The sequence below is a fragment of the Nocardioides sp. CPCC 206348 genome (genome assembly GCF_048654705.1).
Lineage (GTDB): Bacteria > Actinomycetota > Actinomycetes > Propionibacteriales > Nocardioidaceae > Nocardioides.
Window position 1 is genome coordinate 501 of the sequence record NZ_JBMCZA010000081.1, and the last position, 12,521, is coordinate 13,021.

General features: G+C 69.9%; 14 protein-coding genes and 4 tRNA genes. 9 read left to right on the forward strand and 9 right to left on the reverse strand.

Annotation, left to right across the window (positions count from 1 at the left end; genetic code table 11):
- Both ACOADB_RS04095 and ACOADB_RS04100 read right to left on the reverse strand, forming a co-directional pair.
- Positions 1 to 648, reverse strand: a 648-nt coding sequence (locus ACOADB_RS04095; protein WP_378596656.1) for a phosphatase PAP2 family protein, incomplete at its 3' end; no start/stop codon positions are given.
- Positions 649 to 771: 123 nt separating this feature from the next.
- Positions 772 to 845 (reverse strand) — tRNA-Phe (locus ACOADB_RS04100).
- 154 nt (positions 846 to 999) lie between these two features.
- On the opposite strand from ACOADB_RS04100, the gene ACOADB_RS04105 reads away from it, so the two are divergent.
- From ACOADB_RS04105 to ACOADB_RS04115, 3 genes are all read left to right on the forward strand, one after another.
- Positions 1,000 to 1,072, forward strand: a tRNA-Glu gene (locus ACOADB_RS04105).
- Between the two features lie 84 nt (positions 1,073 to 1,156).
- A tRNA-Asp gene (locus ACOADB_RS04110) sits at positions 1,157 to 1,230 on the forward strand.
- A gap of 56 nt (positions 1,231 to 1,286) precedes the next feature.
- A complete protein-coding gene (locus ACOADB_RS04115; protein WP_378596657.1) occupies positions 1,287 to 1,652 on the forward strand; it encodes a metallopeptidase family protein in 366 nt (121 codons plus the stop codon).
- A 62-nt stretch (positions 1,653 to 1,714) separates the two neighbouring features.
- Here the strand turns inward: ACOADB_RS04115 and ACOADB_RS04120 are convergent, their stop codons facing one another.
- Genes ACOADB_RS04120 through ACOADB_RS04130 form a run of 3 tightly spaced genes read right to left on the reverse strand, consistent with a single transcriptional unit; the run spans position 1,715 to position 3,441 of the window.
- Entirely contained in the window at positions 1,715 to 2,044 is a 330-nt protein-coding gene (locus ACOADB_RS04120) for a fluoride efflux transporter FluC (protein WP_378596658.1), read from the reverse strand.
- A complete protein-coding gene (locus ACOADB_RS04125; RefSeq protein WP_378596659.1) occupies positions 2,038 to 2,430 on the reverse strand; it encodes a fluoride efflux transporter FluC in 393 nt (130 codons plus the stop codon). The genes ACOADB_RS04120 and ACOADB_RS04125 overlap by 7 nt, the downstream gene beginning before the upstream one ends.
- 30 nt (positions 2,431 to 2,460) lie before the next feature.
- Positions 2,461 to 3,441, reverse strand: coding sequence for an ATP-binding protein (locus ACOADB_RS04130; protein WP_378596660.1), 981 nt, complete (start codon positions 3,439 to 3,441; stop codon positions 2,461 to 2,463).
- Positions 3,442 to 3,686: 245 nt separating this feature from the next.
- Between ACOADB_RS04130 and ACOADB_RS04135 the strand changes: the two genes are divergently transcribed.
- Positions 3,687 to 5,174, forward strand: a complete 1,488-nt coding sequence (locus ACOADB_RS04135) for an NAD(P)/FAD-dependent oxidoreductase (RefSeq protein ID WP_378596661.1) — start codon at positions 3,687 to 3,689, stop codon at positions 5,172 to 5,174.
- Positions 5,175 to 5,305: 131 nt separating this feature from the next.
- Here the strand turns inward: ACOADB_RS04135 and ACOADB_RS04140 are convergent, their stop codons facing one another.
- Positions 5,306 to 5,986 carry a PaaI family thioesterase gene (locus ACOADB_RS04140; RefSeq protein ID WP_378596662.1) on the reverse strand — a complete coding sequence of 227 codons (681 nt, stop codon included), beginning with the start codon at positions 5,984 to 5,986 and terminating at the stop codon, positions 5,306 to 5,308.
- Positions 5,987 to 6,043: 57 nt separating this feature from the next.
- Positions 6,044 to 7,153: a hypothetical protein gene (locus ACOADB_RS04145; protein ID WP_378596663.1), complete on the reverse strand. Its 1,110-nt coding sequence runs from the start codon at positions 7,151 to 7,153 to the stop codon at positions 6,044 to 6,046.
- A gap of 171 nt (positions 7,154 to 7,324) precedes the next feature.
- On the opposite strand from ACOADB_RS04145, the gene ACOADB_RS04150 reads away from it, so the two are divergent.
- Positions 7,325 to 7,744, forward strand: a complete 420-nt coding sequence (locus tag ACOADB_RS04150) for a Fur family transcriptional regulator (protein ID WP_378596664.1) — start codon at positions 7,325 to 7,327, stop codon at positions 7,742 to 7,744.
- Positions 7,745 to 7,774: 30 nt separating this feature from the next.
- Here ACOADB_RS04150 and ACOADB_RS04155 read toward each other — a convergent pair.
- A tRNA-Lys gene (locus ACOADB_RS04155) sits at positions 7,775 to 7,847 on the reverse strand.
- Positions 7,848 to 8,055: 208 nt separating this feature from the next.
- On the opposite strand from ACOADB_RS04155, the gene ACOADB_RS04160 reads away from it, so the two are divergent.
- The 4 genes from ACOADB_RS04160 to ACOADB_RS04175 all read left to right on the forward strand — a co-directional run bounded on the left by ACOADB_RS04160 (position 8,056) and on the right by ACOADB_RS04175 (position 11,044).
- The gene (locus tag ACOADB_RS04160) at positions 8,056 to 9,204 is read left to right on the forward strand and encodes a DUF1611 domain-containing protein (protein ID WP_378596665.1); all 1,149 of its coding nucleotides are present in this window, start codon (positions 8,056 to 8,058) and stop codon (positions 9,202 to 9,204) included.
- Positions 9,201 to 10,268: an alanine/ornithine racemase family PLP-dependent enzyme gene (locus ACOADB_RS04165; RefSeq protein ID WP_378596666.1), complete on the forward strand. Its 1,068-nt coding sequence runs from the start codon at positions 9,201 to 9,203 to the stop codon at positions 10,266 to 10,268. The genes ACOADB_RS04160 and ACOADB_RS04165 overlap by 4 nt, the downstream gene beginning before the upstream one ends.
- Positions 10,269 to 10,527: 259 nt before the next feature.
- Positions 10,528 to 10,731: a cold-shock protein gene (locus tag ACOADB_RS04170; protein ID WP_109697153.1), complete on the forward strand. Its 204-nt coding sequence runs from the start codon at positions 10,528 to 10,530 to the stop codon at positions 10,729 to 10,731.
- Between the two features lie 157 nt (positions 10,732 to 10,888).
- Entirely contained in the window at positions 10,889 to 11,044 is a 156-nt protein-coding gene (locus ACOADB_RS04175; protein ID WP_378596667.1) for a hypothetical protein, read from the forward strand.
- Positions 11,045 to 11,048: 4 nt separating this feature from the next.
- Here the strand turns inward: ACOADB_RS04175 and ACOADB_RS04180 are convergent.
- On the reverse strand, positions 11,049 to 12,521 hold a 1,473-nt coding region (locus tag ACOADB_RS04180; RefSeq protein ID WP_378596668.1), incomplete at its 5' end, for a heavy metal translocating P-type ATPase.

Genomic DNA, 12,521 nt, shown 5'->3' on the forward strand with positions numbered 1-12,521 from the left:
GACCAGCGTGATGCAGGCGGCCAGCAGGCATCCGGCGAGCACATCGGTGGGGTAGTGGCGCCCCAGCAGGATCCGGTCCGCGCCGACGACGACCAGCACGATCGCGCCCCGTGTCCAGGCCAGGTGGGTCCAGCGGCGGCGCTGCCCCTCGTTCGTGGCGCTGACGAGACCGAGCACCACGATCACGCCCACGAGCGCAGCGGCCGCGGAGGCGTGGCCGGAGGGGAAGGCCGCGCCGACGTGCTCGTGGCCGCCGTACTGCCACGACGGGCGCTCCCGGCCGACGAGTGACTTCAGGTGACTGGTGGCGTAGCGCGTCAGCCACAGGGTGGCGACCACGAACCCGGCCACGCGCACCTGCCCGCGGAGCAGGTACGCACCCGCGATGACCAGGCCGACGAAGGCGACGTTGTCCGGGTGGAAGGCGACCTCGAGGGCCCGCAGGAGCGGCATCAGGCCGTGCTCGGCGGACCAGACTGGCAGCGGTTGCAGGCGGCCTTCGGTGGACGCGGTCAGGCCGCTCCGGACGACGGCAGCCAGCGCGACGAACGCCGTCGCCAGGAGCAGTGCCGTGCTCAGCGCGCCCCGACGGGGAGTGGCCATCGGGCGGATCGCGGGGACCTGCGGCAGCAGCGTGGTGGTTGCCATGGGAGCAGCGTGCGGGAGGCAACCTGACTGCCACCTGAATGCCCGGCGCCTTCGCCGGGAACGATCAGCGAAGACAAATCAGAACACCCCCGTCGGTGTCCCGACGGGGGTGTTCCTTGCGTGTGGCCAGGGGCGGGGTCGAACCGCCGACCTACCGATTTTCAGTCGGTCGCTCGTACCAACTGAGCTACCTGGCCAGGCAGTCGCACACCTTACCGGAGGGGGTGCCGTCGTACGAAAGCGAGGGCGACCCTGGCCGCGGACGGGCCCTTGGACGACGGCGGTTGGGCGCTTCGTGCGTGCTCGCACTATGCTGTCCCGGCCGTGCCTGACTCCGGTCTGGCGTGGCAGGCCCCCATCGTCTAGCGGCCTAGGACGTCGCCCTTTCACGGCGGTAGCACGGGTTCGAATCCCGTTGGGGGTACGGCCTGAGGACGAAGTGGTTCCCGATTGGATTCCGCGGAGACCCTTGGGTTAGAGTTCCACCGCTTCACCAGTAGCAACGTAAGGCCCTGTAGCGCAGTTGGTTAGCGCGCCGCCCTGTCACGGCGGAGGTCGCGAGTTCGAGTCTCGTCAGGGTCGCGAGTACCGCCCGGTCCGCAAGGTCCGGGCGTCGTGCTTTTTGGACACAGGCAAGAATGACTCCCGTGCCGGTCGAGATGAGCCCCGAGGACTTCGACGCCCTCGTCGACGCAGCCCTCGACGAGATTCCCGAACAGCTCGCCCGCCTCGTGCACAACGTGGTGGTGCTGGTCGAGGACGAGCCGCCCGAGGGTGAGCCCGACGACCTGCTCGGCCTGTACGACGGCGTTGCCCTCACCGAGCGCGACGGCTCGATGGGCGCGCAGCTGCCCGACCGGATCTTCCTGTTCCGCGGCCCGCTGCTCGACATGTGCGACGACGCCGAGGACCTTGCCGAGGAGATCCGGATCACCGTCGTCCACGAGGTCGCCCACCACTTCGGCATCAACGACGACCGGCTGCACGAGCTCGGCTACGCCTGAGGCGGGTAGTCCCGGGCCAAAAGCACCGGATGGGTGCGTGTCGCGGTGCTTTTGACCCGGGACTATCGCGTGAGGGCGAAACCCAGGGCGCAGGCGGCGAGCCCGCCCAGGAGGGTCACGGCCGCGTAGGCGGCCCCGCGCGCCGGTCCCAGATCACGTGCCTGGACCGCCAGCGATGAGTACGTCGACAGGCCGCCGCAGAACCCGGTCCCGACCAGGCCGTACACCGAACCGTCCAGCGACCAGCCCACGCAGGCGCCCAGCAGCAGGCTGGCCACGAGGTTGGCCGCCAGCGTCCCGTGGTGCCACCGGCCGTCGTACCGCTGGCCGAGGGCGTAGCGCAGCGGGGCACCGAGGGCGCCCCCGAGGGCGACCAGCAGCGCGGTCACCATTCGTCCTCCTCGGGCAGGGGCGGCGCCAGGGCGCCCACGACCGTCACGGCAACGAGGCAGGCGGCCAGGGTGCCGAGGAGGTAGGTGGCGGCGAGGCCGGTACGGCCGTCGGCCAGGAGGGCGCGACCCTGCTCGGAGGTCGCCGAGAACGTCGTGAAGCCGCCGAGGACACCGGGGCCGAGCCCCGCCGCCCACGCCGCGGACCGGCGGGCCAGCGGCAGGAGCAGCAGCCCGGCCAGCAGGGTCGAGCCCACGACATTGATCGCAAAGGTGGTCCAGGGGAAGCCGGCGCCGTCAGCGGCCATCTCGCCCGCGCCGAAGCGGAGCAGGGAGCCGGCGGCGCCCCCGGCTGCCACGGCGAGCAGCAGCCGTGGGGAGGGACTCATGCGGTGATGCTAGAGGTGCGCCAGCAGCGATCAGAGTGCGCGCGACGGCGCGCCGGAGCCGGCGTTGCCCTGCCAGGAGACCGGCGGTGCTCCGGCCGACTGACGACGGAACTCTCCGAGGAACCAGATCTGGAAGGCCCGCTGCTCCGGGGTACGGGGCGCGGTCAGCAGGCGCTTGGCACGGCTGAAGTCGTCGGCGGCGTCGAGCAGGTCGACGAGTCCGCCGATCTGGCGCGCGGCCTCGCGCGGCATCCGGAGCCGGAGGTCCACGGCGGTGTGGCCGTCAGCGTGGGCGGAGTCGACCTGTTCGCGGCCCATGTTCGCGCGCAACGGGCGCTCGAGCGCGTCGAAGTGCTCCGAGAGCACCCGGGCCAGGGGGTAGTCGTCCTCGTGGGCCAGGGCCAGCAGGCGGATCTCGCGCCGCAGGTCGCGGTGGTGGCGCTGGAACTGGCCGAACTCGATGATCGGCACGCCGTTGATCTGGACCGCGACCTCGCCGACGCGGGTGTGCTCCTCGGCCAGCGGTGCGAAGCTGTAGGTCAGTTGGTACGGCGCGCCGGCGGTCTCCGAGAGCTCGGTCGCGGGCTCGAACCACACCGCCTTGCCGTCCTCCTCGATCTCGGCGCCCCAGGCGACCGAGGCGCGGGCCACGATGTCCAGGCCGCGTCCGACGGTCGTGAGCGTGAGCAGCTGCTCCTCGTCGAGGGCGTCGAACATGTCGAGGTCGAAGGCGTCGAGGTCGAACCCGCCGGCCAGGGTTGCGGGCTGGGGTGCGACGGTGGTCGCGTCGTGGACCTCGAACCGGGGGTGCTCGGTGGTGCCGCGCAACTGGGTCCGAACAGGGCCCTCGGCGTGCAGGACGGCGTTGGTGACCAGTTCGGAGATGGCCAGCTCGGCGCAGTCGACGAGCTCGTCGCGGCCGATTTCACGGCAGGTCTGTACGGCCCAGCGGCGCGCGTCGTGGACGCTGCGCGGCCCGGGGGCCAACTCCAGGGTCTGCCGGTGCTGCACGGGGTGAACCTTCCACTGCGGTTTCGTGCCCGAGTCTTCTTGTCGGTCCGTGAGGTGCCGATCCCGAAGGCGATACCCCGTTGAACGCGCAACTAAACCAACAGAGTTTTCCAGATTTGGTGACGCGTGCCGACCGACTGTGACCGACCAGACGATGGCCACGTGTTGGGACGGGCGGCCCTGAGGCGGAAGAATGCCGAACAGAGGTTCATCGAAGAGGCGTCACAAGCGTCCAGGAGGAAGCCATGGCAGCAGGCGACACCACGCCGGAGACGTCGGATCGCGCGATCGTGCGCAGGTCTGACCGCCACCAGGTCGTGATCATTGGCTCCGGATTCGGTGGCCTCTTCGGCACCAAGGCGCTCCGCAAGGCGGACGTCGACGTGACCATGATCGCGAAGACCACGCACCACCTCTTCCAGCCCCTGCTCTACCAGGTCGCGACCGGCATCCTCTCCGAGGGCGAGATCGCCCCGCCGACCCGCGAGGTGCTGGCGAAGCAGGAGAACGCACAGGTGCTGCTCGGGACGGTCACGACCGTCGACCTCGAGAACCGCCTGGTCACCTCGCACGTGCTCGGTCGCGAGCTCGTGACGCCGTACGACTCGCTGATCGTGGCGGCCGGTGCCGGCCAGTCCTACTTCGGCAACGACCACTTCGCCGAGTTCGCCCCCGGCATGAAGAGCATCGACGACGCCCTCGAGCTGCGCGGCCGGATCTTCGGTGCCTTCGAGATGGCCGAGCTGGGTGCCTCCCGTGGCGAGAACGTCGACCACCTGCTGACCTTCGTCGTCGTCGGAGCCGGCCCGACCGGTGTGGAGATGGCCGGCCAGATCGCCGAGCTCGCGCACCGCACGCTGACCCGCGACTTCCGGGCCATCAGCACTCGTACGGCGCGCGTCATCCTCGTCGACGCGGCGCCCCAGGTGCTGCCGCCGTTCGGCGCCAAGCTCGGCAAGTGGACCCAGGAGAAGCTGGAGAAGCTCGGTGTCGAGGTCATGCTCGGTGCCCTCGTGTCCCAGGTCGACGAGCGCGGTCTCGTCGTGAAGTACAAGGACGGCTCCGAGAAGCGCATCGACGCCGTCGCCAAGGTGTGGGCGGCTGGCGTCCAGGCCAACGCGCTGGGCAAGCAGCTCTCCGACCAGACCGGCGCCCCGCTCGACCGCGCCGGCCGGATCGCGGTCAACCCCGACCTGACGCTCCCGGGCTACCCCGAGGTGTTCGTGGTCGGCGACATGATCGCCCTCGACAACCTCCCCGGTGTGGCCCAGGTCGCCATCCAGGGCGCGAAGTACGCCGCCAAGGAGATCGACGGCCGGCTCAAGGGCAAGCCCGCACAGTCGCCGTTCAAGTACTTCGACAAGGGCTCGATGGCCATCATCAGCCGCTTCCGCGCCGTCGCGATGGTCGGTCGGCTGCGCCTGACCGGCGTCATCGCGTGGCTGATGTGGCTGGTCGTCCACCTCTTCTACATCACGGGCTTCAAGAACCAGTTCACCGCTGTCCTGCACTGGCTGATCTCGTTCATCGGCACCGGTCGCTCGGAGCGCACCTCGACCGAGCAGCAGATCTTCGCCCGCGTCGCGCTGCAGCGCCTCGAGCGCGGTGCGACGGACCTGGTGTCCCAGCCCGGCGAGTTCGACGACGCCGAGCGGCGTCGGGCGGAGCTCGAGGCTCAGGCAGCGGAAGAGGCTCGCCTCAGCGACGAGAACAAGCGTGGCGTGAAGGTCTGAGGTCCGCCAGGCGCGACGAAGTCGCGAACGGCGTGGTCCGAAGAGGTTGAGGGCGCGTCCGACCGAGGCACGAGGTCGGATCCGCGCGTCTCGAAACCCGGTCGGTCACGAACAAGAGGGCACGGCCACGGTCACTCGAAGATCCGCAGGCCGCGGACGGGCTCGCCGCCCGCCTCGGCCGCGGCGAGGCGCTCGCGGATCGCTCGCGGCAGGATGAAGACCCCTTCGGCCTCGGCCGTGACGCCGTTCGGGCCGATGACCTGACCCCTGGCCCACGTCTTCACGCCCTCCTGGCGATCGACCCAGGCCTCGCAGCGCAGGTCGCCGAGGGGCGTGCCCTGGCGGTAGACGATCGTCAGCGTGCCCGTCATCCCGGGTCGCCCGGTGGTGCCGACCGCGTGGCCGAGCACCTGGTCGAGGATCATCGACACGACGCCGCCGTGCACCAGCCCCGGCGGGCCCTCGAACGCGGCCCCGCAGTGGAAGTCGGACTCGACCCGGCCCTCGGCTGACCTGACGGTCAGGAGCGGGGCCATCGGGTTGCGGACGCCGATGACCGGGTTGCCCCAGGGGCGGCGCCGGCCAGCCGGCTGGTGGACGATCCCGAGCGTCTCGGTCAGCTGCTCCTTGCGCAGTCGGGCGACGACGTCCTCGATCTGCGCGGTGGCTGCCTGGATCTCGTCCTCGTCGACCGACGTGCGGACGCTCACGTCGATCAGGTCGCGGACGGCCTGCGTGTACGGCGCCCACATCTGGCTCTCGCGGGTGATCGACGCGTCGTCGGAATCGTCGTCGAGCGGGAACCAATCCATGTCACTCAGGGTAGAACACGTTTCACTTGAGTGGAGCGTGACTCCCGCCACCGTGCGTCAGGCGAAGGCGTCGCTGGTGGCGTAGCCGTTCTCGTCGACGGCGCCGGGCCGCAGCTCGGGGCGCAGGCGGTAGAGCGCCGTGGTGAACCAGTGCGGGTCGACCATCGACGACTTGATGACCACCAGCGGCATCCCCTTGCGCTCGATCAGCACCGTCCAGTGGCGGTGACCGGGCTCGCCGACGATCGCGATCGGCGTGTAGGAGCTGCCCACGTCCACCAGGTCGACATGTCCACCGCGCTCGATCGACAGCTTGCCGCGGCGGATGGCCATCTTCGTGGTCGTGCAGCCCGCCCGTACCGCCCAGACCACCAGGGTCAGGAACGCCAGCGTCCCGGCGATGCCGATGGCGGAGACCGTACGGTCCTGATAGGCGACGTACGACGTCACGGCGGTTGCCGCAAGGACGGCAGCCAGGGTCAGCGACAGCACCTTGCGGGCCGTGCCGCGAGCAGGGAAGTCGGCGTCGGTCGTGGCGTGGTAGGCGTTGAGGTGTTCCTCGGGTTCGGTCCAGCGGCTCTGCTGGACCTGGGGAGTGGCGGTGGTGGGCGCCAGGGACTGCGCCCGCACGCGCGGGGTGTCGGTGGTGCCGTCCGAGGGGGCCGTGCCAGCGGTGGGCGCCGGTCGGGTGACGCGGACGACGGGTCCGGACTGCCGGACCGGCTTCTCCGGCCTGGCCGCCTTCTCCGGCTTGGCCGCCTTCTCGGGCTTGCCGGGCCTGGCGCGCTTGTCCTTCGACCTGGCTTCGCGGCGCGGGGCCTCGATCGGGTCGTGCAGGGCGTCGACGACCGAGCGGCCGGCGGCCGTGGTGTCGACGCTGGTGGCGGGTACGTCGACGGCGGGTTCGTCTCCCTCGACGCCGAGCGCGGCGAGGACCGAGCGGCCCACGGACGTGCTGTCGGGGCTGCTGGAAAGGGTCGGCGTCACGAACTCCTCGCGCGGCGATGCGCCCCGCGTGACGGTCGCCGCGGGTGCCGTCGCGGTCGCCAGGCCGCCGCCCCCGCGAGGTGCTCCGATGACCCGGGCGTCCTTCGCGTAGCTGGCGCGCTTGTTCAGCCAGGCACGAATCGTCTCTGTGTCCGGTCCGAACTCGTCATTGCTCCCCATGACAGAGTCCTCCCTTCCCTCTCCCACGCCTGAGCGTACTCCGCAGGAAGTTCTCCGTCTTGGGTTCGAAGGACCTCTCCGTATAGCCCGTTGTGACCATGTGGACTGGTCCCTCGGCGGCATCGACGGCCGGGTAGATTGAGAGCGGTTCCCATTTTCTGGAGGTGAGTGGTGTCCGAGACCGACGAGCGACCGAGCTCATTGCGACCGACCCGGCAGCGCCTGGCGATCACCGACGCCCTGCGTGCGGGGGTCGACTTCCAGAGCGCCCAGGAGATCCACGACAGCCTGCGGCAGGCGGGGGAGAAGGTCGGCCTCGCGACGGTCTACCGCACCCTCCAGGCGATGGCCGACGCTGGCGACGTCGACGTACGCCACACCCCGGCCGGCGAGACGACGTACCGCCGGTGCAGCACCTCGCACCATCACCACCTGGTCTGCCGCTCCTGCGGGCGGACGGTGGAGATCACCGGATCGGCGGTGGAGAAGTGGGCCCACTCCGTGGGCGACGAGCACGGCTTCATCGACGTGAGTCACACCGTCGAGCTGGTCGGACTGTGCGCGGAGTGCGCCGCGCTGCCCGCCGAATAGGTGATCGCCAGGCGATTCGGCGGCAATCAGTAGGCCCCGTGGGACTCGAACCCACAACCAAGAGATTAAAAGTCTCCTGCTCTGCCAATTGAGCTAGGGGCCCGAAATCCGTACCGGGGAACTGTAGCCAAGAGCTCGCCGCGGGCCGGGCGGAGGTCGTCGTCGAGGCAGGCTTATGGTGTCCGGCCGGTTACAGTGAAGAAGTCGACACGCTTGTCGGCCACCTCAGGGCAGACGCCTCGTTGACCGTTGGGCCACACCGCCCGGCCACGAAGCCCGTCGCCTCCTCTGAGCCAATCAGAGGAATCGACTTGCCTTTGCTCACCAGTGACACCAATGTGCCCGCGCAGCCCTTCGACCTGCCGGTCGGCTCGACCGCGGTCGTCTACTGCGAAGCGCAGTTCGGCGAGCAGGACGGCAAGACGGCCAACGGCCTGGTCCGGCACTCGGAGAAGTACGAAGTGCTCAGTGTCATCGACAGCATGCGCGCCGGCGTCGACTCGGGCCAGTTCCTCGACGACATCCCCAACGGCATCCCGGTGCTGGCGTCGCTGCGTGAGTCGATCGCGCACGCCGGCCACGTCCCGGACTACCTGATCTGCGGGGTCGCCCCGGCCGACGGCCTGCTCTCCGACACGCAGCGCGTCGTCCTCCTCGACGGCATCGCCCGCGGGATGCACATCATCAACGGCCTGCACGAGTTCCTCAACGACGACGCCGAGTTCGTGTCCGCCGCGCTCATCGCCGGGGTCACCATCACCGACGTACGCCGCCCCAAGGAGAAGCGCGACCTGCACCTCTTCACGGGCCGCATCTTCGACGTGACCTGCCCGCGGATCGCGATCCTCGGCACCGACGGCGCGATCGGCAAGCGCACCACCGCGACGCTGCTGGTCCAGGCGCTGAACGACCACGGCATCAAGGCGGTCATGGTCGGCACCGGCCAGACGACCCTGATCCAGGGCGGCAAGTACGGCGCCGCGCTGGACGCCATGGTCCCGCAGTTCATCTCCGGCGAGGTCGAGCACCAGGTGGTGCTGGCGTTCGAGAACGAGGACCCCGACGTGATCGTGGTCGAGGGCCAGGGGGCGCTCAGCCACCCCGCGTACCTGAGCTCGGGCCACATCCTGCGCGGCAGCCGGCCGGACGGAGTGATCGTCCAGCACGCGCCCAAGCGCCAGGTCCTGGGCGACTTCCCGATGATGCCGATGCCGACCGCGGACAGCGAGATCAAGCTGATCGAGGCCTTCGCGGACACCCGCGTCATCGGCGTCACCATCAACCACGAAGAGATGACCGCCGACGAGCTCAGCGACTCGATTGCCGAGCATCGCCTGCGCCTGGGCCTGCCCGTGACCGACCCGCTGACGCGGCCCGGCTCCGAGCTGGTCGAGATGGTCCTCAAGGCCTACCCGGAGCTCCGGGAGCGCGTGCGGGCCGCCCGGGCCGCCGTGGTGTGAGCGCACCCCGGCTCGAGATCGACCTCGACAAGCTCGAGGCCAACACCCGCGTCCTGGTGGATCGGCTGGCCCCTGCGGGCATCCGCGTCACCGGTGTCACCAAGGCCGTCCTGGGTTCGCCCGCGGTCGGAGCAGCGATGCTCCGCGGCGGCGCCGAGGGGTTGGCGGACTCCCGGGTCGCCAACCTCGATCGACTGGCTGGGCTGGACGGACCGACGTCACGCACGTTGATCCGTTCGCCCATGCTCAGCCAGGTGGATGCCGTCGTACGGGCCGCCACCTGCAGCCTGAACACGGAGGCCGCGGTGCTCCGGGCGCTGGACGGTGCGGCCGAGCTCGCCGGGCTCCGTCACGACGTCGTCCTGATGGTCGAGCTCGGTGACCTGCGCGAGGGCATTCCCGTCGAGGACGTCGCCGCCGCCGTACGCCTCGTGCTGGCTGCTCCCTCCCTCCGCCTCGCCGGCCTCGGTGCCAACCTGGCCTGCCAGAACGGCGTCGTCCCCGACGACCGGAACATGGGCGTCCTCAGCGACCTCGTCACCACCGTCGAGACGTCGTACGACGTCACGCTCACCACGGTTTCCGGCGGCAACTCGGCGAACCTCGACTGGGCGGTGTCGTCGACGAACGTCGGGCGGATCAACGACCTGCGGCTCGGCGAAGCGATCCTGCTCGGCGTCGAACCGCTGAACCGCACGCCGCTGGAGGGCCTGCACCGCGATGCGTTCGCCCTGGTCGGCGAGGTCATCGAGCGCGTCGACAAGCCGTTCCAGCCGTGGGGCGACCAGGCGCAGTCCGCCTTCGGTGTCGTCCCCGATCGGACCGGCACCGGCACCGTGCGCCAGGCGATCGTCGCGCTCGGTCGGCAGGACGCCGATCCGGACGGACTGGTGCCGCCGGACGGGATCACGGTCCTCGGGATGAGCAGCGACCACCTGGTGCTCGACCTCGGCGACCACCCCGCCGCGGTCGGTGAGGAGATCCGTTTCGGACTCGGGTACGGCGCCCTGGTCAGGGCGGCGACCTCGCCCTTCGTGTCGCGCCGCGAACGAACGGGCTGTTAGCAGTCACGTCACGTGTGCGTAGCAGAACCTTCATGCACGAGCGCAAGATCGTGGCATTCGGGAGGTTTCCCTGTCGTCTGCGATTGATAGGGTCGATCTCGCAGCGAATGCAGTTCGAAGGTGAACGCCTGCGGAGCATGTGGCCGACGGCGTATCTGGTTTGTGGTGTCCCATCACGGGTCGGAGCGACGTGTCATCGCATAAGTTGCGGGTCGCCGAGGTGGCGGCTCTCGCCCCGACACAAGGAGTAACGAGCACAATGGCTCAGGGCACCGTCAAGTGGTTCAGCGCCGAGAAGGGCTTCGGATTCATCGAGCAGGAGGGCGGCGGCGACGACGTCTTCGTTCACTACTCTGCGATCCAGTCCTCCGGATACAAGTCCCTCGAGGACAACCAGAAGGTCGAGTTCGACGTCACCCAGGGCCCCAAGGGCCCGCAGGCGGAGAACGTCCGTCCCCTCTGAGCGGGACTGATTCGACCTGAGAGGACCTCGCGTCTTCGGTGCGGCCCCGCCAGTCGGCGGGGCCGCACGAATTTTTGCTGAACTTTCGGGTTTGTGGGGGTTGGTTGGAGGGAAGATGGTGCCTGAAGACCGTCTGCAGGTGGCGTGAGGAGGGACCATGGGCGACCAGTTCGACGTGACCCTCGAAGACGGCGACCTCATGGTGGAGGTCGAGCTGACGACCAACCTGATCATCGCCGCCAGCGCTTCTGACGACCGTCTCTCGCTCGAGGAGATCGACCGGATCCTCGGCGTTGCTCCGCTGAGCGCCTGATCCTTCAGCCGCTCGCCAGTGCCTTGAACCCACGCAGCCGCAGGCTGTTGGAGACCACGAACACTGAAGAGAACGCCATGGTCGCACCCGCGAGCATCGGGTTGAGCAGACCGGCGGCAGCCAGGGGCAGCGCCGCGACGTTGTAGGCGAACGCCCAGAACAGGTTGCCCTTGATCGTGTCCAGCGTCCTGCGCGAGAGCCGGATCGCGTCGACCGCCACCCGGAGGTCGCCGCGGACCAGGGTGAGGTCGCTCGCCTCGATCGCCACGTCGGTTCCGGTGCCCATGGCCAGACCGAGATCGGCCTGCGCAAGCGCCGCGGCATCGTTGACGCCGTCGCCGACCATCGCGACCACCCTGCCCTGGCCCTGGAGCCGCTTGACCACGTCGACCTTGTCGGCAGGCAGGACGTCGGCGAACACGTCGACCTCGTCGATGCCCACCTCGGCGGCCACGGTCCGCGCGACAGCAGCGTTGTCGCCCGTGAGGAGCACCGGGCGCAGGCCGAGTGCGCGCAGCTCACGGATCGCGGTGGCCGAGGTCGGCTTGACCGCGTCGGCGACCACGACGATTCCACGCGCCTTGCCGTCCCAGCCGACTGCGACGGCGGTGCCGCCCGTCGACTGGGCGTCCTCGAGTGCCTTCTGCAGCTCGGGCGTGAGTTGCTGGGACCACTCCGCGAGCAGCTGCGGGCGCCCGACGAGGACCGCATGGCTCGCCGTGCTGTCGGAGCCGTCGACCACGACACCCTGGACGCCGAGCCCTTCGACGTTGGCGAAGTCCTCGACCTCGGGGAGCGAGCCGAGCTCGTCCCTTGCGGCCTCGGCGACGGCCCGGGCGATGGGATGCTCCGACGCGTCCTCGAGAGCGCCGGCGTACCGCAGCACCTCGGTGGCGTCCTCGCCGTCGGCCGCGATCACGTCACGCAGGGTCATCCTCCCGGTGGTGACGGTGCCCGTCTTGTCGAGCACGACGGTGTCGACAGCGTGGGTGGACTCCAGCACCTCGGGGCCCTTGATCAGGATGCCGAGCTGTGCGCCGCGGCCGGTGCCGACCATGAGGGCAGTGGGCGTGGCCAGGCCGAGGGCGCAGGGGCAGGCGATGATCAGGACGGCGACCGTCGCGGTGAACGCCGTCGCCAGACCGTTGCCGGTTCCGAGCCAGAAGCCGAGCGTGCCGGCGGCGAGGAGGATGACGATCGGGACGAAGATCCCCGAGATCCGGTCGGCCAGGCGCTGGACCTGGGCCTTGCCGTTCTGGGCGTCCTCGACCAGCCGCGCCATCTGGGCGAGCTGGGTGTCACTGCCGATGCGGGTCGCTCGCACGACCAGGCGACCGCCTGCGTTGACGGTCGCGCCGACCACGGCGTCTCCGGGGCTGACCTCGACCGGCACGGACTCGCCGGTGAGCATCGACGCATCCACCGCTGAGGTACCGCGTTCGATCACGCCGTCGGTGGCGATCTTCTCACCGGGACG

Bases quoted from the DNA above. Each gene is read 5' to 3' on its own strand.
- ACOADB_RS04115 (WP_378596657.1), top strand. From the start codon at position 1,287: ATGACTCCCGTGCCGGTCGAGATGAGCCCCGAGGACTTCGACGCCCTC.
- ACOADB_RS04120 (WP_378596658.1), bottom strand. From the start codon at position 2,044: ATGGTGACCGCGCTGCTGGTCGCCCTCGGGGGCGCCCTCGGTGCCCCG.
- ACOADB_RS04125 (WP_378596659.1), bottom strand. From the start codon at position 2,430: ATGAGTCCCTCCCCACGGCTGCTGCTCGCCGTGGCAGCCGGGGGCGCC.
- ACOADB_RS04135 (WP_378596661.1), top strand. From the start codon at position 3,687: ATGGCAGCAGGCGACACCACGCCGGAGACGTCGGATCGCGCGATCGTG.
- ACOADB_RS04140 (WP_378596662.1), bottom strand. From the start codon at position 5,986: ATGGATTGGTTCCCGCTCGACGACGATTCCGACGACGCGTCGATCACC.
- ACOADB_RS04145 (WP_378596663.1), bottom strand. From the start codon at position 7,153: ATGGGGAGCAATGACGAGTTCGGACCGGACACAGAGACGATTCGTGCC.
- ACOADB_RS04170 (WP_109697153.1), top strand. From the start codon at position 10,528: ATGGCTCAGGGCACCGTCAAGTGGTTCAGCGCCGAGAAGGGCTTCGGA.
- ACOADB_RS04175 (WP_378596667.1), top strand. From the start codon at position 10,889: ATGGGCGACCAGTTCGACGTGACCCTCGAAGACGGCGACCTCATGGTG.